The 15,619-nt window shown below is 65.8% G+C and carries 18 protein-coding genes; 9 read left to right on the forward strand and 9 right to left on the reverse strand.

Annotation, left to right across the window (positions count from 1 at the left end):
* Positions 1–23: 23 nt before the first annotated feature.
* The 5 genes from thpR to ruvC all read right to left on the reverse strand — a co-directional run bounded on the left by thpR (position 24) and on the right by ruvC (position 3,936).
* Complete coding sequence (gene thpR, locus AC5STI_RS09465; protein WP_495446488.1) at positions 24–566, reverse strand: RNA 2',3'-cyclic phosphodiesterase; 543 nt, start codon at positions 564–566, stop codon at positions 24–26.
* Positions 566–1,231, reverse strand: coding sequence for a hypothetical protein (locus AC5STI_RS09470; RefSeq protein WP_495446489.1), 666 nt, complete (start codon positions 1,229–1,231; stop codon positions 566–568). Before AC5STI_RS09470 ends, thpR begins: the two co-directional genes overlap by 1 nt.
* Before the next feature lie 358 nt (positions 1,232–1,589).
* Positions 1,590–2,609, reverse strand: coding sequence for a Holliday junction branch migration DNA helicase RuvB (gene ruvB / locus AC5STI_RS09475; RefSeq protein WP_019298099.1), 1,020 nt, complete (start codon positions 2,607–2,609; stop codon positions 1,590–1,592).
* Positions 2,610–2,752: 143 nt separating this feature from the next.
* Complete coding sequence (ruvA, locus tag AC5STI_RS09480) at positions 2,753–3,442, reverse strand: Holliday junction branch migration protein RuvA (protein WP_495446490.1); 690 nt, start codon at positions 3,440–3,442, stop codon at positions 2,753–2,755.
* Positions 3,439–3,936 carry a crossover junction endodeoxyribonuclease RuvC gene (gene ruvC / locus AC5STI_RS09485; RefSeq protein ID WP_495446491.1) on the reverse strand — a complete coding sequence of 166 codons (498 nt, stop codon included), beginning with the start codon at positions 3,934–3,936 and terminating at the stop codon, positions 3,439–3,441. Before ruvC ends, ruvA begins: the two co-directional genes overlap by 4 nt.
* Positions 3,937–4,263: 327 nt before the next feature.
* Between ruvC and AC5STI_RS09490 the strand changes: the two genes are divergently transcribed.
* Positions 4,264–4,482, forward strand: coding sequence for a DUF1127 domain-containing protein (locus AC5STI_RS09490; RefSeq protein WP_475046951.1), 219 nt, complete (start codon positions 4,264–4,266; stop codon positions 4,480–4,482).
* Positions 4,483–4,658: 176 nt separating this feature from the next.
* Here the strand turns inward: AC5STI_RS09490 and AC5STI_RS09495 are convergent, their stop codons facing one another.
* From AC5STI_RS09495 to AC5STI_RS09505, 3 genes are all read right to left on the reverse strand, one after another.
* Positions 4,659–5,003: a hypothetical protein gene (locus tag AC5STI_RS09495; protein WP_475046952.1), complete on the reverse strand. Its 345-nt coding sequence runs from the start codon at positions 5,001–5,003 to the stop codon at positions 4,659–4,661.
* Between the two features lie 103 nt (positions 5,004–5,106).
* On the reverse strand, positions 5,107–5,979 hold the full coding sequence (locus tag AC5STI_RS09500) for a 50S ribosomal protein L11 methyltransferase (RefSeq protein WP_475046954.1): 873 nt from the start codon (positions 5,977–5,979) through the stop codon (positions 5,107–5,109).
* A gap of 146 nt (positions 5,980–6,125) precedes the next feature.
* Positions 6,126–7,361 carry an MFS transporter gene (locus AC5STI_RS09505; RefSeq protein ID WP_475046955.1) on the reverse strand — a complete coding sequence of 412 codons (1,236 nt, stop codon included), beginning with the start codon at positions 7,359–7,361 and terminating at the stop codon, positions 6,126–6,128.
* A 166-nt stretch (positions 7,362–7,527) separates the two neighbouring features.
* Between AC5STI_RS09505 and AC5STI_RS09510 the strand changes: the two genes are divergently transcribed.
* Positions 7,528–8,589, forward strand: a complete 1,062-nt coding sequence (locus AC5STI_RS09510) for a YeeE/YedE family protein (protein WP_495446492.1) — start codon at positions 7,528–7,530, stop codon at positions 8,587–8,589.
* Positions 8,590–8,728: 139 nt separating this feature from the next.
* Here AC5STI_RS09510 and AC5STI_RS09515 read toward each other — a convergent pair whose 3' ends face one another.
* Positions 8,729–10,924, reverse strand: a complete 2,196-nt coding sequence (locus tag AC5STI_RS09515) for a primosomal protein N' (RefSeq protein WP_495446493.1) — start codon at positions 10,922–10,924, stop codon at positions 8,729–8,731.
* Between the two features lie 81 nt (positions 10,925–11,005).
* Between AC5STI_RS09515 and fsa the strand changes: the two genes are divergently transcribed.
* The 7 genes from fsa to AC5STI_RS09550 all read left to right on the forward strand — a co-directional run bounded on the left by fsa (position 11,006) and on the right by AC5STI_RS09550 (position 15,589).
* A complete protein-coding gene (gene fsa, locus AC5STI_RS09520; RefSeq protein ID WP_222482264.1) occupies positions 11,006–11,659 on the forward strand; it encodes a fructose-6-phosphate aldolase in 654 nt (217 codons plus the stop codon).
* Between the two features lie 371 nt (positions 11,660–12,030).
* A complete protein-coding gene (locus tag AC5STI_RS09525) occupies positions 12,031–12,738 on the forward strand; it encodes a DUF484 family protein (RefSeq protein ID WP_490399309.1) in 708 nt (235 codons plus the stop codon).
* The gene (locus tag AC5STI_RS09530) at positions 12,735–13,655 is read left to right on the forward strand and encodes a tyrosine recombinase XerC (RefSeq protein ID WP_495446494.1); all 921 of its coding nucleotides are present in this window, start codon (positions 12,735–12,737) and stop codon (positions 13,653–13,655) included. Before AC5STI_RS09525 ends, AC5STI_RS09530 begins: the two co-directional genes overlap by 4 nt.
* Before the next feature lie 50 nt (positions 13,656–13,705).
* Positions 13,706–13,924, forward strand: coding sequence for a GDCCVxC domain-containing (seleno)protein (locus AC5STI_RS09535; RefSeq protein ID WP_495446495.1), 219 nt, complete (start codon positions 13,706–13,708; stop codon positions 13,922–13,924).
* A 140-nt stretch (positions 13,925–14,064) separates the two neighbouring features.
* Positions 14,065–14,277, forward strand: a complete 213-nt coding sequence (locus AC5STI_RS09540) for a hypothetical protein (protein WP_495446496.1) — start codon at positions 14,065–14,067, stop codon at positions 14,275–14,277.
* 39 nt (positions 14,278–14,316) lie between these two features.
* Positions 14,317–15,027, forward strand: a complete 711-nt coding sequence (locus tag AC5STI_RS09545) for a CDP-alcohol phosphatidyltransferase family protein (RefSeq protein WP_421055511.1) — start codon at positions 14,317–14,319, stop codon at positions 15,025–15,027.
* A 193-nt stretch (positions 15,028–15,220) separates the two neighbouring features.
* Complete coding sequence (locus AC5STI_RS09550; protein ID WP_495446497.1) at positions 15,221–15,589, forward strand: hypothetical protein; 369 nt, start codon at positions 15,221–15,223, stop codon at positions 15,587–15,589.
* Positions 15,590–15,619: the final 30 nt, after the last annotated feature.

Raw genomic sequence — 15,619 nt, forward strand, 5'->3', positions numbered from 1 at the left:
GGCGCCAGACCGCTGCAAGCGGCTCAACCCTCCAGCGGATACTCCGCCAGCATGTCATACCGCGCGCCTTCCGGTGCCAGGGTCGACTGAAACAGCGCGGAACTGTCCGCCTCGCAGTCCAGCCGGAACCCCGCCGCTCCCGCAAGAAATTGCGCGATTTTTTCAACCTGTCCCGTCTCCAGATGCCGGGGGAAACGCGCCAGCGTCACATGCGGGCGGAAGCGCTCGCGCGGCAGGTCTATGCCCGCTTCCCGGCAGGCGCTGCGGACACGGCCGCGCAGCCCGGTCAGTTCCGGCGTTTTCAGCACCTCCGCCGCCAGCACCCGCGGCAGCTTGCCGCCAAAGGTATCCAGTCCGTTGAACGTGAGCGTCAACGGCGGGGCGCTGATCTCCGCCAGCATCTGGTGCAGGACCTGCAGCGATGCTTCGGTCTGGTCATCCAGGAAAGCCAGCGTCAGGTGCATGTTTTCTGACGGGACATGCCGCCCGACGGTCAGCCCCTCCTGCACCCTCTCCAGCGCATCCAGGGCTGCATCCGGCAGCGGCAAGCCCACGAAAGCGCGCATCAGGGCTGCGGCGGTTCCGCCGGCGCCTGAAGGCGTGCGAACAGGCGCAGGGCGTGGGATTTGTCGTCTGCCGCCACCGGCATCATCCGGTCATAAGCCGCGGCAATCACGCCGGCGATCTCGGGACGCAGGATGGTTGCGCCGGTGTCCGGCAGCACAGCCAGCGGCGAGGTACCGGCAAAAGCCGCGTCGCCCCACATCAGCGCCACCTGCACCGCCTGGGTCAGCGCCAGGGTTTCGGCGGGCATCTGCGCCATCGCGCCCTTCATCCGCAGGAACACAAACGCCGCCTTGATGCCGCCCTGATCGTCAAACCGGAAGGCGCGGTACTGGCTGGCGTCCGCCTCCTTCAGCCGGGCCACCAGCGGCTGCAGGCCCGGGATCAGCCGGTCCAGATCCGGCACCGCCAGCAGCTCTTCCCAGTCGCGGAAGAAGAAGAACATGAGGTTCGAGCCCAGCTCCGGGTCGGTCTCGGCCATCTGGTGGCCCGCCAGCGTCATCACCGCCTCAAGCGCACCCTTGACGGTCTTGAGGGTCTCGTCCTGCACTCCGAAAACGATCGGCGCCACGGGCCGGCCCCAGCGGGCAAAGGCATAAGAGCCGTCATTGCGTGTGAACAGGGCTTCGATCTGCTCCGGCGTCAGGTCTGGCAGCTGGGCGGTCATGGGCGTCTCCTTGGTCCTGCCCCGTCTATGCCGTCTGCGCCGCGCGGCGGCAAGAGGAAGGGGGGCTGCTCCCGCGCCTGCCCGGCCTCCTGGCTGCGCCAGACCGCCGGAAACAGCCTTGGGCCGGGCGCCGCTGGCGCGGCGCGGGCCTGGATTGAGCGAAGCCGCGCCGCGCGTCAGCGCGGCGCCACGCCCAACGGGCGCAGGCCCATCTTTGATGGGCCGGCGGCGGGCGGGAGCGCCTGCCTGAAAGAGAAATCGGAACCTCGCAAATAGGTCAGCAATACTGCCGCAATGTTTCGCGCGCGAAACATTTGGACAGCATCGCTGACACAACTTATGGTAGCGCAGCTTGCTTTTACCCGAATAGGTCGTTCTGGCTGCGCGGCGGCGGCATTCCCAGGTGGGTCCAAGCCTTTTGCGCCAGCATCCGCCCGCGCGGCGTGCGCTGGATCAGCCCCTGCTGCAAGAGGTACGGCTCGATCACCTCCTCCAGCGCGTCGCGGCTCTCGCTGAGGGCGGCCGAAATCGTCTCGATCCCCACCGGCCCGCCGCCGTAATTTTCAGCGATCAGCTTCAGATAGCGCCGGTCCGCCCCGTCGAGCCCCAGCTGGTCCACCCCCAGCCGCGTCAATGCGCCATCGGCCAGCTCCCGAGTGATGGTTCCATCGCCCTCGACAACCGCAAAGTCCACCACGCGGCGCAGGAGCCGCCCGGCGATCCTGGGGGTGCCGCGGGCGCGCCGCGCGATCTCTCGGGCACCGGCATCGTCGGCCGGTGCGCCCAGCTTGCGGGCGTTGCGGCTGACGATCTCGAACAGCTCGTCGATGGTGTAGAACTGCAGGCGGGTCGGGATGCCGAAGCGGTCGCGCAGGGGCGTGGTCAAGAGGCCCATACGCGTGGTGGCGCCGACCAGGGTAAAGGGTTGCAGCTCAATCCGCACGGTGCGCGCTGCCGGCCCCTCGCCGATCACCAGGTCCAGTTCGAAATCCTCCATCGCCGGATAAAGCACTTCTTCCACCGCCGGGTTCAGCCTGTGGATCTCGTCGATGAACAGCACGTCGCGGGCCTCAAGGTTGGTGAGGATCGCTGCCAAATCTCCTGCCTTGGCCAGCACCGGGCCGGAGGTCATGCGGAAATTTACCCCCAGCTCTCGCGCGACGATCTGGGCCAGGGTGGTCTTGCCGAGGCCCGGGGGACCGTGGAACAGCGTGTGGTCCATCGCTTCGCCGCGGCGGCGGGCGGATTCTATGAAGACCCGCAGGTTGGCGCGGGCTTCGGCCTGGCCGATGAATTCACCAAGGCCCTGCGGGCGCAGGGCGCGGTCATTGTCCTCAGGCAGAGGTTCGGGGCGCAGGGCGGGGTCGGCGTCAATCATCAGCGTCACTCCGCCTCAACTTATCATTCAGATGAACCGCCTGGCCGATAGGCCGGGCAGCGCCCGTCCGCCCCCCCGGGCGGGCGCTTCGCTTTCCGCCCGCGGCCGGGCACTGCCCTTTGTGCTTCAATGCCATTGTCTGATCACCCCTTCGGCGCCAGCAGACGCAGCGCGGCACGGATCAGCTCCGGCTCATCCGCATCCGGATAGGTGGCGGCCGCCTCTGCCACCGCTGCAGCGGCATCCGAGGGACCATAGCCCAGATTGCCCAAGGCCGACAGCGCACCGGCAGAGGCCGCCGCCGCACCGCTGGGTTTCTTGGGCGGCGCCTTGCGGGCCGGTTTGGCGGCTGGTGCAGGGTCTGCATCCTCGACCACCTCCAGCCCAGGGCCGTCCATCGCGTCCGCCACGGTGCCGCCCATTGCCATCACGCCTGGCGCCTTGTCCTTGAGGTCCAGCACGATGCGCTGTGCGGTCTTGGGGCCGACGCCCTTGGCCGCCTTGACCGAGGCCCAATCCCCGAGCGCAATCGCCCGGCTCACCCCGTCCGGCCCCAAGGCGCCTAGGATGGCCAGAGAGACCTTGGCCCCAACCCCCTGCACCGAGGTGAGCAGCCGGTGCCATTCTTTCTCCACCAGCGAGGTGAAGCCATAGAGCTGCATCAGGTCCTCACGCACCACCATGTCCGTGTAGAGCGCGATGGCCTCCCCCACGCCCGGAAGTGCCGCCATGGTGCGGTCGGAGCAATAGACGATGTAGCCGACGCCGCGCACGTCGATCAGCACGTGATCCTGCGCCCGGTAATCGAGCCGTCCTGTCAGCTTGCCGATCATGCGCGTTTCTCCCTCAGCTGCCGCTGCTGTGTGCCCCCGTAATAGGCGTGGCAGATGGCAATCGCCAGCGCATCCGCGGCATCGGCGTTTTTCGGCAGGCAGCCCGGCAGCTGCAGCTTGACCATATGCATGACCTGCTCCTTCTCGGCATGGCCGACGCCGACCACCGTCTTCTTGACCCGGTTGGGCGCGTATTCCCCCACCGGCAAGCCCGCCTTGGCCAGTGTCAAAAGCGCCACTCCGCGGGCCTGGCCCAGTTTCAGCGTGCCGGCGCCGTCCTTGTTCACGAAGGTCTGCTCGATCGCCGCCTGATCCGGGGCAAAGGCCTCGATGATCTCGGAAACCTGATTGTGCAGCGACAGCAAACGCTCGCCCAGATCATCCCCGTCGGAGGTGCAGACACCGTTGGCTACATGGCTGAGCCGGGTGCCGCGCGATTCGATCACGCCCCATCCGAGGTTCCGCAACCCCGGATCAATTCCCAAAATCCGCATGATGTGACCGGTCCCTGCCCGCTTGCCCGAAAATTATTTTTCCAACGGTTAGCACAAAACGCGAACATGTCCAATTGCTTTCCCGCACCCGAAAGCTGTAAAGCAGCGCCGCCGAGGTCTGAAACCGACCCTCTGCAGAGGCGGAAACGACATTTTCCGCCGGTTTCCTCAACCGGGAGGAAAGCCCTTGTTTATAAGGCTTTAAGCTATGCACAAACTGCATATGACACATGCAAATTCGGCCCTTGCCGCCCTGATTGTTCCCCACTAGATGCCCGCCATCGCAACAACGCGACGACAGCCAACACCAGATCAGAGGACAAGGATATGGCCGCTTTTGACACCACCCGCACCACCTATGGTTCCACCGGCCTGTTTGGCCGCATCGGCGATCTGGTCGCCAGCGCTGCCGGCGCATTCGCCGCCTGGAACGACGCCCGCGCAACCCGCAACGCGCTGTCCGGCCTGTCCGACCGCGAACTGGCCGACATCGGCATGTGCCGCGGTGACATCGAAAACGTCGCCACCGGCAAAACCGTCTTCTAAGACCCCCTTTTTCCGCCCTGCCTCCTCCCTCGGGGCGAATAGGGAAACGCCGCGGACCTGAACAGGCCGCGGCGTTTTTTGTTGCCAGCAAAGCTCAGCGCGGTCCCGGCACGGAAAAGGCCGCCAGCTCCCCCCGGGCCGGCGGCCTTTCTGCACCCTTTCCGCGGACGTAGCCGTCAGCGCAGAACGGGTCCGATCTTCTGAGCAACAAGGACGGAGAGCGGATCGGCCTGCATGATGAAGGCCCCGGCACGCTCAATGCCGCTGCCCCCGGCAAGGGCCTGCACCCGCTCGTCGTAGCTGCCAAAGCCAAGGGCCGCCATCAGGAACCCCTTGAACAGCAGAAAGGCCGCCACGAAGAATACCGCCGTGCGCGCCGATATCCGGGACTGCACCCGGCGCGGCTTCACCACCAGCAGCCCGTCCGGCCGCAGGTTTGCCGAGTAGCCTCCAGACATGGCTTCGTGTTTGCGGTTGATCTGCTTCAAACGCGCCTGGAACTGATCACGATGTTCGCCCATTACGAGCCTCCGAACTGGCCCCCACCAGCGGATGGCCAATCTTTGGCTCGAAATGAGGCGAAAATGCGGCGAACCCCTAAAATTCGCCGCAAATTTAAATCAATCAGTCCGCTTTACGCAGAAGTAACGTTGTCCATTCACCAATTTCGTCGCGGCGCTCAAGATTGATGCCCTGCTGTGCATAAACGCCGGCCACATCATCGGCCTGTTCATTCAGGATTCCAGAGAGAATCGCATAGCCGCCGGGGCGCAGATTCGCGGCCAGATCGGGGGCCAGGGCGACCAGCGGCCCCTTCAGAATATTGGCAAAGATGAGGTCATAGGGCGCCTGCGCCTGCAGATCCGGGTGATCGAAACCTGCCGCTTCCAGACAGGTGACCTGGCCTTCCATACCGTTGGCCTTGAGATTGGCCTCGGCCACTTCGACCGCGACCTCGTCAATGTCGCTGGCCAGGATGGCGCCGTCCCAGACCCGCGCGGCGGCCATCGCCAGCACCGCGGTTCCGCAGCCGATATCGGCCACTTTCTCGCCACAAAAACCCTGAGTCAGCAGGTGATCCAGCGCCTTGAGGCAACCGAGCGTGGTGCCGTGGTGGCCGGTGCCAAAGGCCATCGCCGCCTCGATCAGCAGCGGAATGCGGTCTGCGGGCAGTTTATCCGCGTCGTGGCTGCCGTAGACAAAAAAGCGGCCTGCCTCCACCGGTGCCAGCTCGCGGCGCACATGGGCGACCCAATCGGTTTCGGGCACCTCGGAGACGACAAAGGGCTTGGCCTCGTGCATTGCGGCCAGCAGGGCAAGTCCCGCCTCGTCGGGGCTTTCGGTGAAATAGCCGCCGACCTCCCACAGGCCGGAGCCGTCTTCCATTTCAAACACGCCCACACCGGTGGGCTCCGGGTTCAGCCGCTCCATGGCGTCGCCCAGCGCTTCGGCCTGGGCTTTTCCGGGGAGCGTGGTGAGGGCGGTGAAGGTGGTCATGGCGTCTCTCCTGAAACTGTTGGCAAGCGCCTAGGCTGCCGCGCGCCCCGCGTCAAGCGTCCCCGCCTGGCTGCAAGCCAGGCAGCGCCCGCGCTCACCCTGTGCGCGGGCGCTCGCCCCGCGGCTGGCGCCACGGGGCTGATGCGTCACTCGGCCGGCGCGGGGCGGGCGTATTTGCTGAAGATCGTCTCATTGCCGGGCTCCGGATGGCGCGGGATCAAGAGCGACAGCGACAGCGACACCAGCGCCATGCCCGCCGCCAGCGCAAACACCATGCCCGGCGAATAAACCCACAGAAGGCCCAGCAGCACCGGCAGGAACACTGCGGCGATGTGGTTGATGGTAAAGGCCACGGCGGCGGTCGGTGCGATATCCCCCGGGTCGGCGATCTTCTGGAAATAGGTCTTGAGCGCCAGCGCCAGCGCGAACAGCACATGGTCCACCACATAGAGCACCGCAGCCACCACCACGCCCCAGCCGAACCAGTAGATCCCGCCGTAGGCCGCAAAGACAGTGGCCAGCCCGGCGTATTCAAAGATCAGCGTGCGCCGCTCGCCAAACACGGCCACAGCCTTGCCCAGCATCGGTGCCGCGGTCATGTTGATCACCAGGTTGATCAGGTAGAGCCCGGTCAGCTCATGCACCTCAAATCCGAATTTCTCCACCATCATGAAACCGGCAAAGACCACAAAGATCTGCCGCCGGGCGCCGGCCATGAACTGCAGCGCGTAATAGAGCCAGTAGCGCTTGCGCAGGATCAGTTTCTTGGTCTGCGGGTGCGGTGCGTCGAACTGCGGATAAGCAAACAGCGCAATAAGCGCAATAAGCGCGGTTGCCCCGCCCGCCGCCAGGAACACGGTGTTATAGGCCAGATCGAACCGGTCCCAGGTCAGCACGATCAGCCCGTAGACCACCAGTGTCGCTGCTGATCCGGCAGCCACCAGCCAGCCCAGCGTCTGCGGCGCCTTCTCCTTGGGCAGCCATTGCAGCTGCAGCGACTGGTTAACCGTCTCGTAATAATGAAAGCCGATCGAGCTCAGCAGCGTCACCATCAAAAGGCCGCCCAGCGACGGGAACCAGGCGGTAACAGCCGTCGCCACCCCCAGCAGCACTAGGGAAATCAGCCCCAGCACCTGCTCGCGGACGAACAGGATCACTGCAATCACCCCCACCGCCAGAAAGCCGGGGATTTCCCGCACCGTGTGCAAAAGGCCAATGTCGGCGCCGTCGAAATTCGCCGCCTCGATCACAAAGTTGTTGAGCAGCGCGCTCCAGGCGTTGAAGGCAATCGGCATTGCCAGCGCCATCAGGAACAGAAGCGTCACGGGGCGGCGCCAGAACGGGAGGCCTTGCGCCTCATGCAGGGGCATCGGTTTGAACATGCTCCGGGTGTACGCCTCTGAGCCCGCTTTGGCGAGAGCCAACAAGCGGTTGCACATCCACCTTCGCATCAGCGCGCAGAAGCGCCTTGAGGTGCCTCATCTGATCTGTATCAAGGCATGCTCCTCCCGCCACTCATATGCACACATGTGAATTTGGAGGTGTGTGATGGATCTGGTTCCCCTGGTTGAGCGTATCGGCGAAGCGCCCGCGGCGGCGCTGCTGGGCCTGTTGACGGGCATCGTCTTTGGCGTCGCGGCCCAACGGTCGAGGTTCTGCCTGCGCGCGGCCACGGTGGAGTTTGCCGGCGGGCGGCTTGGTGACAAGGTCTCGGTCTGGCTGCTGACCTTTTCCACTGCCGTGGTCTGGGTCCAGGCGGCGCAGCTCTTGGGGCTGATGGAAAGCGCCGACGCCCGGATGATGGCGGTGCCGGGCAGCTGGTCCGGCGCTATCCTTGGCGGGCTGATGTTCGGCTGCGGCATGGTGCTGGCGCGGGGCTGCTCGGGACGGCTCCTGGTGCTGGCAGCCACCGGTAACTTGCGCTCGGTGGTGTCCGGCCTGATTTTTGCGGTGGTCGCGCAGATGAGCCTGTCCGGCCTGCTGTCGCCTGCGCGCGACTGGCTCGCCCGGCTGTGGATCACCGAAGGCGGGCGCAATCTGGACCTGCTGGCCGCTCTTGGCCTGCCGCAAGCTGGCGGGCTGCTGCTTGGTCTGGCCACGGCTGCGCTGGCCCTGGTGCTGGCGCGCCGCAACCGGATTGGTGCTGCGCGGCTGGTCTTTGCCTCCGGGGTGGGATTTGCCGTCGCGCTTGGATGGGTGCTGACCTATGCGCTGAGCCAGGTGGCGTTTGACCCGGTGCAGATCGAAAGCGCGACCTTTACGGGACCATCCGCCCGCACCCTGATGTTCTTCCTGGACCGGGAGGCGGTGCTGGAGTTCGACATCGGCCTGGTGCCCGGCGTATTCATCGGCGCCATGCTGGCCGCAGCGCTGGCGGGCGAGATGAAATTGCAGGCCTTTGATGACGCCGCCACCATGCGAAAGGCAATGACCGGTGCCGCGCTGATGGGGTTTGGCGGCATGCTGGCCGGCGGCTGCGCCATCGGCGCCGGGGTCACCGGCGGGTCAATCTTCGTCGGCACGGCCTGGGCGGCACTGTTCTTCATGTGGATCGGGGCAATGACCACCAGCATCCTGACCCGCGCCCCGGCCGAAGCCGCCGCGGCATGAAATGCATTTCATGCGAGGCTCTGCCTCGCGCTCCGGGATATTTTCAGCCAGAAGAATAAAGGATCCGCACTTCATCTGGCCCCAAATATCCCGGGGGAGGCCCGCGAGGGCCGGGGGCAGAGCCCCCTCAGCCTTGGCGTCAAAAGAAGCTTTGCGGATCGATATCGACGCTCAGCCGCAAATCCCCCTTCAGGCGCAGCGGGGCAATCCAGCGCGCAATCGCCTCCTGCAGCGGCGCCCCCTTTGCGGCCTTGACCAGCAGCCGCACCCTGTGGCGGCCGCGGACGCGGGCAATGGGCGCCGGTGCCGGGCCGAACAGCTGGGCACCGATCTGGCGCAAAGGGCCGTCATTGCGGGCCATTGCATTGCCAAGATCAAACACTGCTGCGAGATCCGGCCCGGACAGGATAATCCCGGCCATGCGGCCATATGGCGGCACTCCGGCGGCCTGGCGCTCGGCGGCTTCGGCCTTCCAAAAGCTTTCCTCATCGCCCGACAGGATCGCGCGGATCACCGGGTGTTCGGGCTGGAAGGTTTGCATCAAGGCTTCGCCCGGGCGCTCGGCCCGTCCGGCCCGGCCCGCCACCTGGCGCATCAGCTGGAACGTCCGCTCCGCCGCGCGCAGGTCGGAGCCCTGCAGGCCAAGGTCGGCGTCGATCACCCCGACCAGCGTCAGCAGCGGAAAATTGTGACCCTTGGCCACCAGCTGGGTGCCCAGGATAATGTCGGCCTCGCCCGCGGCGATCTCCTCGATCCGCTGTTTCAAGGCCCGGGCGGAGCCGAACAGGTCGGAGCTCAGCACCGCAATACGGGCCTCCGGGAACAGCCCCGTGGCTTCCTCGGCCAGGCGTTCGATGCCGGGGCCGACCGGGGCCATCTTGCCCTCCACCTCGCAGGAGGGGCAGGCCTCCGGCACCGGCTTGGTCTCGCCGCACTGGTGGCACATCAGCCGCTTCATAAACCGGTGCTCCACCATCCGCGCGTCGCAATGGTCGCAAGCCACCTGCGCCCCGCAAGCGCGGCAGATAGTGACCGGGGCAAAGCCGCGGCGGTTCAGGAACAAGAGCGACTGCTCGCCGCGGTCCATGCGCAGATTCATCGCCTGCTTCAGGGTCGGAGAAATCCAGGTGGAGGGCAGCAGGTCCTCGGACCGCATATCCACGGCGCGCATGTCCGGCAGCACCGAGGCGCCGAAGCGGGAGGTGAGGTTCAGGCGCTTGTACTTGCCCGCCTCCGCATTGGCCCAGGTCTCCAAGCTGGGGGTGGCCGACGCCAGCACCACCTGCGCAGAGCACATCGCCGCGCGCAGCACCGCCATGTCGCGGGCGTTGTACAGAACCCCGTCCTCCTGTTTGTAGGAGGTGTCGTGCTCCTCATCGACGATGATCAGGCCCAGATCGCGGAATGGCAGGAACAGCGACGAGCGGGCGCCGATCACCAACTGCGCCGCCCCCTGCCCGACCATTTTCCAGACCCGGCGGCGTTCGGTCATTGTCGCGCCGGAGTGCCATTCAGCCGGTTTGGCGCCGAACCGGGCTTCAACGCGGGTCAGGAACTCGGCCGTCAGCGCAATCTCCGGCAGCAGCACCAGTGCCTGCCGTCCGGCACGCAGGGCGGCAGCGACAGCTTCCAAGTAGACCTCAGTCTTGCCGGAGCCGGTGACGCCCTTGAGGAGCGTGGTGCCGTAACGCCCGCTATGGACGCCTTCCGCCAGCGCGGCAGCGGCCTTGGCCTGATCCTCAGTCAGCTGCTTGGAGGGCAGCTCCGGGTCCAGATGCGGATAGGGGGTGTCGCGCGGCGCTTCCTCCTCTCGCAGAGCCCCCTGCTTCACCAGCCCCTTGACCACGGAAGGCGTCACATCGGCCATGTCCGCCAGTTCCCTGGGTGTGAAGGCAAGGCCGCCGAAATCCTCCAGCACCTCCAGCACCCGGGTGCGGGCCTCGGTCATCCGGTCCGGCACGCCCTCGCCCCGGCGCAGGATCTTGCGCATCGAGGGCGGATCGGAAAGGCCCGGCGCGCGGGTCGCCAGCCGCAGCATAGCAGGCATCGGGGTCAGGGTATAATCGGCCGCCTTGCCCAGAAACTGGCGCATCTCTGTCCGCATGGGCGCCACGTCCAGCACCCGGATCACCGAGCGCAGCTTGGCCGAATCGAAATCCCCGGCCCCCGGCCCCCAAACCACACCCAGCACCTTGCGCGGCCCCAAGGGCACCTCGACATAGGCGCCAAGGAAACAGCCGCCTTCAGGAGCGCGGTAATCCAGAAGCCGGTCAAGGGGTTGCGTGGTCAGCACCCCAACCCGTTCACCTGCCTGAAAGAACTCCTGCCCGCTCATGCTGCTGCCCATGTTGCCGCCCGTAATCCCATGAGGTAAAGGCAGAAGCGACCGAGGCCAACCCATCCAAAGGACTGCCCCATGAAATTCTTCGTAGATACTGCCGAGATCGACGCCATTGCCGAGCTGAACGATCTGGGCATGGTGGACGGTGTCACCACCAACCCGTCGCTGATCAAGAAATCCGGCCGCGACATCATCGAAGTGACCAAGGAAATCTGCGACCTGGTCGATGGGCCAGTGTCGGCGGAAGTGACCGCCACGGATGCCGAAACCATGATCGCCGAAGGCCGCAAGCTGGTGGAGATCGCCGAAAACATCGCCGTCAAGGTGCCGCTGACCTGGGACGGGCTGAAAGCCTGTAAAACCCTAACCGACGACGGCCACATGGTTAATGTGACCCTGTGCTTCTCCGCCAACCAGGCGCTGCTGGCGGCCAAGGCGGGCGCGACCTTCATCTCTCCGTTCATCGGGCGTCTGGATGACATCAACCTGGACGGCATGGAGCTGATCGAGGACATCCGCACCATCTATGACAACTACGGGTTTGAGACCCAGATCCTGGCCGCCTCGATCCGCTCGGTGAACCACGTGCTGGACTCGGCCCGCATCGGTGCCGATGTGATCACCGCGCCGCCGGCCGTGATCAAGGCGATGGTGAACCACCCGCTGACCGACAAGGGCCTGGATGCCTTCCTGGCCGACATCAAGGCGGCAGAGATCAAGATCCTCTGATCGGTCCGGCACACGGTAAACCACGAAAGGCGCCCGGTCCGGGCGCCTTTTCTTTTGCGGGGGCGCATTAATGGTCCGTGCTCTCCCGCGCCGCCATGCCCCCCGGCTGCCGCCGGGCCGCACCGAGCGGCTTGGGCCCGGCAGCGCGCCTGCCGGCGCGCTGCGGCGGCGCATCAGCGCCGCGGCGCCGGGCCTCTGCCCGGCGCCCGGCCCAACGGGAGCGGAGCATTTCAATGCACCGGCGACGGGCGGGAGCCTGCCTGCGCGCGGCAATTTCTGCCGGTCCGGAAATTTTCCGCAGCATTGCGCAAATCCCGTGTTATACACGGAACCAAACCCGTCAGAGGTCCGGAGCCGTAAGAGTTTCACGCATGAGCAGTACAAGCCCTTCAGTCAGCCTGGAAGACCAGCTGCGCGAGGCTATCCTCGCCAAACCCGATGCCGTGCTGGAGGACCAGCACCTGATGAACGCCCTCGTCGCCGCCAATGAGCGCGCCATGGGCTCCAACGTTGTCGACTTGCGCGGCATCGCGATGGAGCGGATGGCGGCCCGGCTCGACCGGCTGGAGGACACTCACCGATCGGTGATTGCCGCGGCCTATGACAATCTGGCCGGCACCAACCTCATTCACCGCGCCGTTCTGCGCCTGCTGGAGCCGCAGGATTTCACCGCCTTCCTCGCCTGCCTGGAACAGGACATGCCGGAAATCCTGCGCGTCGATGCCCTGGCACTGGTGCTGGAAACCGCCCAGCCCGGCGGCGCCGCGGTGGAGCGCAAGTCCGATGCGCTGAAACTGGCAGGCCCGGGATTCGCCGAAAGCTATGCAGGCCAGCCCGGCAGCCAGCGCACTGTGACCTTGCGCCAGACCCAAAGCGGCAGCCCGAGGGTTTATGGGCTGAAGGCGGAATGGATCCGCTCCGAGGCCTGCCTTATGCTTGATCTTGGTGAGGGCCGCCTGCCAGGGATGCTGGTGATGGGCTCGGAAGATCCGCATCAGTTCTCGCCGATGCAAGGCACCGATCTGCTGGCCTTCTTCGGCGGCGTCTTTGAACGCGCGATGCGCAGCTGGCTGTCATGACGATGATCTCCCCGGCCTGCCGTGATGCGCTGCAGCTTTGGCTGGAGCGTCTGGGCGGGCTGGAGGACGCCTCGGCCAACACGCTGACCGCCTACCGCGGCGATGTTTCGGCCTTCCTCGCCTTCATGACCGCACATTCCGGCGGCCCGCAGGGGCTGGGTGCGCTGGCGCGGATCACCACCTCCGACATGCGCGCCTGGATGGCGTCAGAGCGCAACTCCGGCACCGGTGCGCGCTCGCTGGCGCGCAAGCTGTCGGCGGTCAAGAATTTCTACCGCTGGCTGGCGGAACGCGAAGGGTTCGAACCCGCCGCGGTGCTCCTGGCCCGTGCCCCGAAGTTCCAGAAGAAACTGCCGCGCCCGCTGGCGCCGGACGCCGCCAAGGCGGTGCTGGAGACGGTGGAGCTGCAATCGCAGCAGGACTGGGTGGCGGCCCGCGATGCGGCGGTGGTCACGCTGCTTTACGGCTGCGGCCTGCGGATATCCGAGGCGCTGGGGCTTAAAGGCGCCGACGCGCCGCTGCCGCCGGTGCTGCGTATCCTTGGCAAGGGCAAGAAAGAACGCGTGGTGCCGGTGCTGCCCGCTGCCCGCGATGCCGTGAACCGCTATCTGGAACTGTGCCCGCATCCGCAGGAGGCCGAGGCGCCGCTGTTCCGCGGTGTGCGCGGCGGCGCGCTGAACCCGCGCCAGATCCAGGGGGTGATGGCCAAAACCCGTGCCCAGCTTGGGCTGCCCGCCACCGCCACCCCGCACGCGCTGCGCCACAGCTTTGCCACCCATCTGCTGGAGGCAGGCGGCGATCTGCGCGCCATTCAGGAGCTTTTGGGCCATGCGTCGCTGTCGACCACCCAGGCCTATACGGCGGTGGACACCACTCATCTGATGGATGTCTACATGCGCGCCCACCCCAAGGCATGACTTGACGCGGCGCGCTATCCGGCCTCTGCTCAAGGAGGGGAGGCCTGCCCATGACCGACAAAAAACCTGTTCTGACCAGTGTTCTGACCTGCCCCGCATGCGGGCACGAGGCTGCGCAGGAAATGCCGCAGGATGCCTGCCAATGGTTTTACGAATGCCCGGGCTGCCGTGCCCTATTGCGGCCCAAGCCCGGAGACTGCTGCGTGTTCTGCTCCTACGGCACTGTCCCCTGCCCGCCGGTGCAGCTGGGAAGCCGCTGCTGCGGCTGATACCGCTTGCGCGGACCGGGACCGCGGACCCGGTTAGTTAAAATGCGCGCTATTTTTCCGGGCTGTCTCCGCCTCTTGGCAAGCCCGTGTTAAGGCTGCTCCGGCTTGATGGCGGAAACCGATCCAGAAAGGATTCTGCTATGACCATTCCCGGTTCTGCCGCCCTCTATGCTGATGGTGCCCCTGCTGCCCCTGCCCCGCCGCCCGGCGGCCAGCCGTGGGAGCGGATGGGCGATATGCCGTCCAGGGCGCCGTTCTCCTCCCCCGGCATCACCGACCCCGCTCCCCTGGGCCGCCGCATGGCGCGCATTCAGTTTACTGCGGGCACGGAATTCCGCTCAAAGCTGCATTGAACGCTTGCGGCCTGTGGGCAAAACCGCCATCAGGGACCAATGACACCTCAACTGCGCGCCCTTTCCGTTCACCTGCTCACCGCAACCGGCGCCGTGTTCGCCATGCTGGCGATGCTGGCGGCGGCGGACGGCAAGTGGAGCCTGATGTTCGTCTGGCTGGTGGTGGCTTTTGCCGTGGACGGCATCGACGGCCCGCTGGCCCGTCATTATCACGTCAAGCGCTATTCGCCTGAGTTCGACGGCGTGCTGCTGGATCTGATCATCGACTATCTGACCTATGTGTTCATCCCGGCCTTTGCCCTGTTCCAATCGGGGCTGATGGCCGGCTGGACCGGCTGGTTCGCGATCATCGTGATCACCTTTGGCAGCGCGATGTATTACGCCGACACGCGGATGAAGACCAAGGACAATTCCTTCTCCGGCTATCCCGGCGTGTGGAACATGCCGGTGCTGGTGATCTTTGCGCTGGAGCCCAGCCATTGGACTATTCTTGTGCTGGTGACGCTGTTGTCCATTGCCATGTTCCTGCCGCTGAAATTCATCCATCCGGTGCGCACGGCCCGCTGGCGCAAAGTCTCGCTGCCGGTGGCGCTGGCCTGGACGTTCTTTGCCGGCTGGGCCGCTTGGGTCGATTTCCACCCGGCCAGCTGGGCCCATTGGGGGCTGGTGGTCACCTCGGTCTACCTGCTGTTCGTCGGCATCGCCCAGCAGATCATTCCCGAACGCCGCCGCGCGCCTTCGCACCCCTGAGGCAGCGGCGATCTGCGCGTGCCGCCCTGCTCCGGCCGCGTTTTTTGTATGCTCTGACAAGCTTTAACAAATGGCCGATAGTTTGATTGGAGTTTGCGTTAGAAAAAAGTCCGGCCACTAAGCCGGATTTAACGGGCCAATGCGGACACTGATGCGGAACTTGCCGTAGCGGCAGCGTCCACAGGAGAACGCCATGCATTCCGTATCCGCCCCTTCCCTCCCGCCTAACGGGCTGAGCCACGCGTTGAACGCAGTGACCGGCAGCAAGCAGCCCGGGCCGCCCGAGCATGCCAAGGCCTGGGGCTGGCGCGCCCAGCAGGCCGAAGCTGCCGAAGCCGCGCAGCCGCCTGCCGGCAGCACTTTGGGCACGGCCGAAACCAGCGGCTCAGAACCGGCGGGCAGCCCGGACACAACCGCAGAAACCGCCGCGGCACCCGCCCAGGAACAACCGTCCGAAGCAGATATGGAATCGGTGATCCTGGCGCTGATCAGCGACTTCTCCGAAACCTCCGGCGCGGATACCGAACCGCTTTATGAGCAGGTGAAGGCCCTGTTTGCCTGATCCCTTCCGGGCCGCCCCGCAGCGCGGCCT

It is taken from the genome of Leisingera sp. CC-HEC096, from assembly GCF_059429235.1.

What these genes read in the sequence shown, in the direction of transcription:
- thpR (WP_495446488.1), bottom strand. Translation starts at nt 566, where the DNA reads ATGCGCGCTTTCGTGGGCTTGCCGCTGCCGGATGCAGCCCTGGATGCG.
- AC5STI_RS09470 (WP_495446489.1), bottom strand. Translation starts at nt 1,231, where the DNA reads ATGACCGCCCAGCTGCCAGACCTGACGCCGGAGCAGATCGAAGCCCTG.
- ruvB (WP_019298099.1), bottom strand. Translation starts at nt 2,609, where the DNA reads ATGATTGACGCCGACCCCGCCCTGCGCCCCGAACCTCTGCCTGAGGAC.
- ruvA (WP_495446490.1), bottom strand. Translation starts at nt 3,442, where the DNA reads ATGATCGGCAAGCTGACAGGACGGCTCGATTACCGGGCGCAGGATCAC.
- ruvC (WP_495446491.1), bottom strand. Translation starts at nt 3,936, where the DNA reads ATGCGGATTTTGGGAATTGATCCGGGGTTGCGGAACCTCGGATGGGGC.
- AC5STI_RS09490 (WP_475046951.1), top strand. Translation starts at nt 4,264, where the DNA reads ATGGCCGCTTTTGACACCACCCGCACCACCTATGGTTCCACCGGCCTG.
- AC5STI_RS09495 (WP_475046952.1), bottom strand. Translation starts at nt 5,003, where the DNA reads ATGGGCGAACATCGTGATCAGTTCCAGGCGCGTTTGAAGCAGATCAAC.
- AC5STI_RS09500 (WP_475046954.1), bottom strand. Translation starts at nt 5,979, where the DNA reads ATGACCACCTTCACCGCCCTCACCACGCTCCCCGGAAAAGCCCAGGCC.
- AC5STI_RS09505 (WP_475046955.1), bottom strand. Translation starts at nt 7,361, where the DNA reads ATGTTCAAACCGATGCCCCTGCATGAGGCGCAAGGCCTCCCGTTCTGG.
- AC5STI_RS09510 (WP_495446492.1), top strand. Translation starts at nt 7,528, where the DNA reads ATGGATCTGGTTCCCCTGGTTGAGCGTATCGGCGAAGCGCCCGCGGCG.
- AC5STI_RS09515 (WP_495446493.1), bottom strand. Translation starts at nt 10,924, where the DNA reads ATGAGCGGGCAGGAGTTCTTTCAGGCAGGTGAACGGGTTGGGGTGCTG.
- fsa (WP_222482264.1), top strand. Translation starts at nt 11,006, where the DNA reads ATGAAATTCTTCGTAGATACTGCCGAGATCGACGCCATTGCCGAGCTG.
- AC5STI_RS09525 (WP_490399309.1), top strand. Translation starts at nt 12,031, where the DNA reads ATGAGCAGTACAAGCCCTTCAGTCAGCCTGGAAGACCAGCTGCGCGAG.
- AC5STI_RS09530 (WP_495446494.1), top strand. Translation starts at nt 12,735, where the DNA reads ATGACGATGATCTCCCCGGCCTGCCGTGATGCGCTGCAGCTTTGGCTG.
- AC5STI_RS09535 (WP_495446495.1), top strand. Translation starts at nt 13,706, where the DNA reads ATGACCGACAAAAAACCTGTTCTGACCAGTGTTCTGACCTGCCCCGCA.
- AC5STI_RS09540 (WP_495446496.1), top strand. Translation starts at nt 14,065, where the DNA reads ATGACCATTCCCGGTTCTGCCGCCCTCTATGCTGATGGTGCCCCTGCT.
- AC5STI_RS09545 (WP_421055511.1), top strand. Translation starts at nt 14,317, where the DNA reads ATGACACCTCAACTGCGCGCCCTTTCCGTTCACCTGCTCACCGCAACC.
- AC5STI_RS09550 (WP_495446497.1), top strand. Translation starts at nt 15,221, where the DNA reads ATGCATTCCGTATCCGCCCCTTCCCTCCCGCCTAACGGGCTGAGCCAC.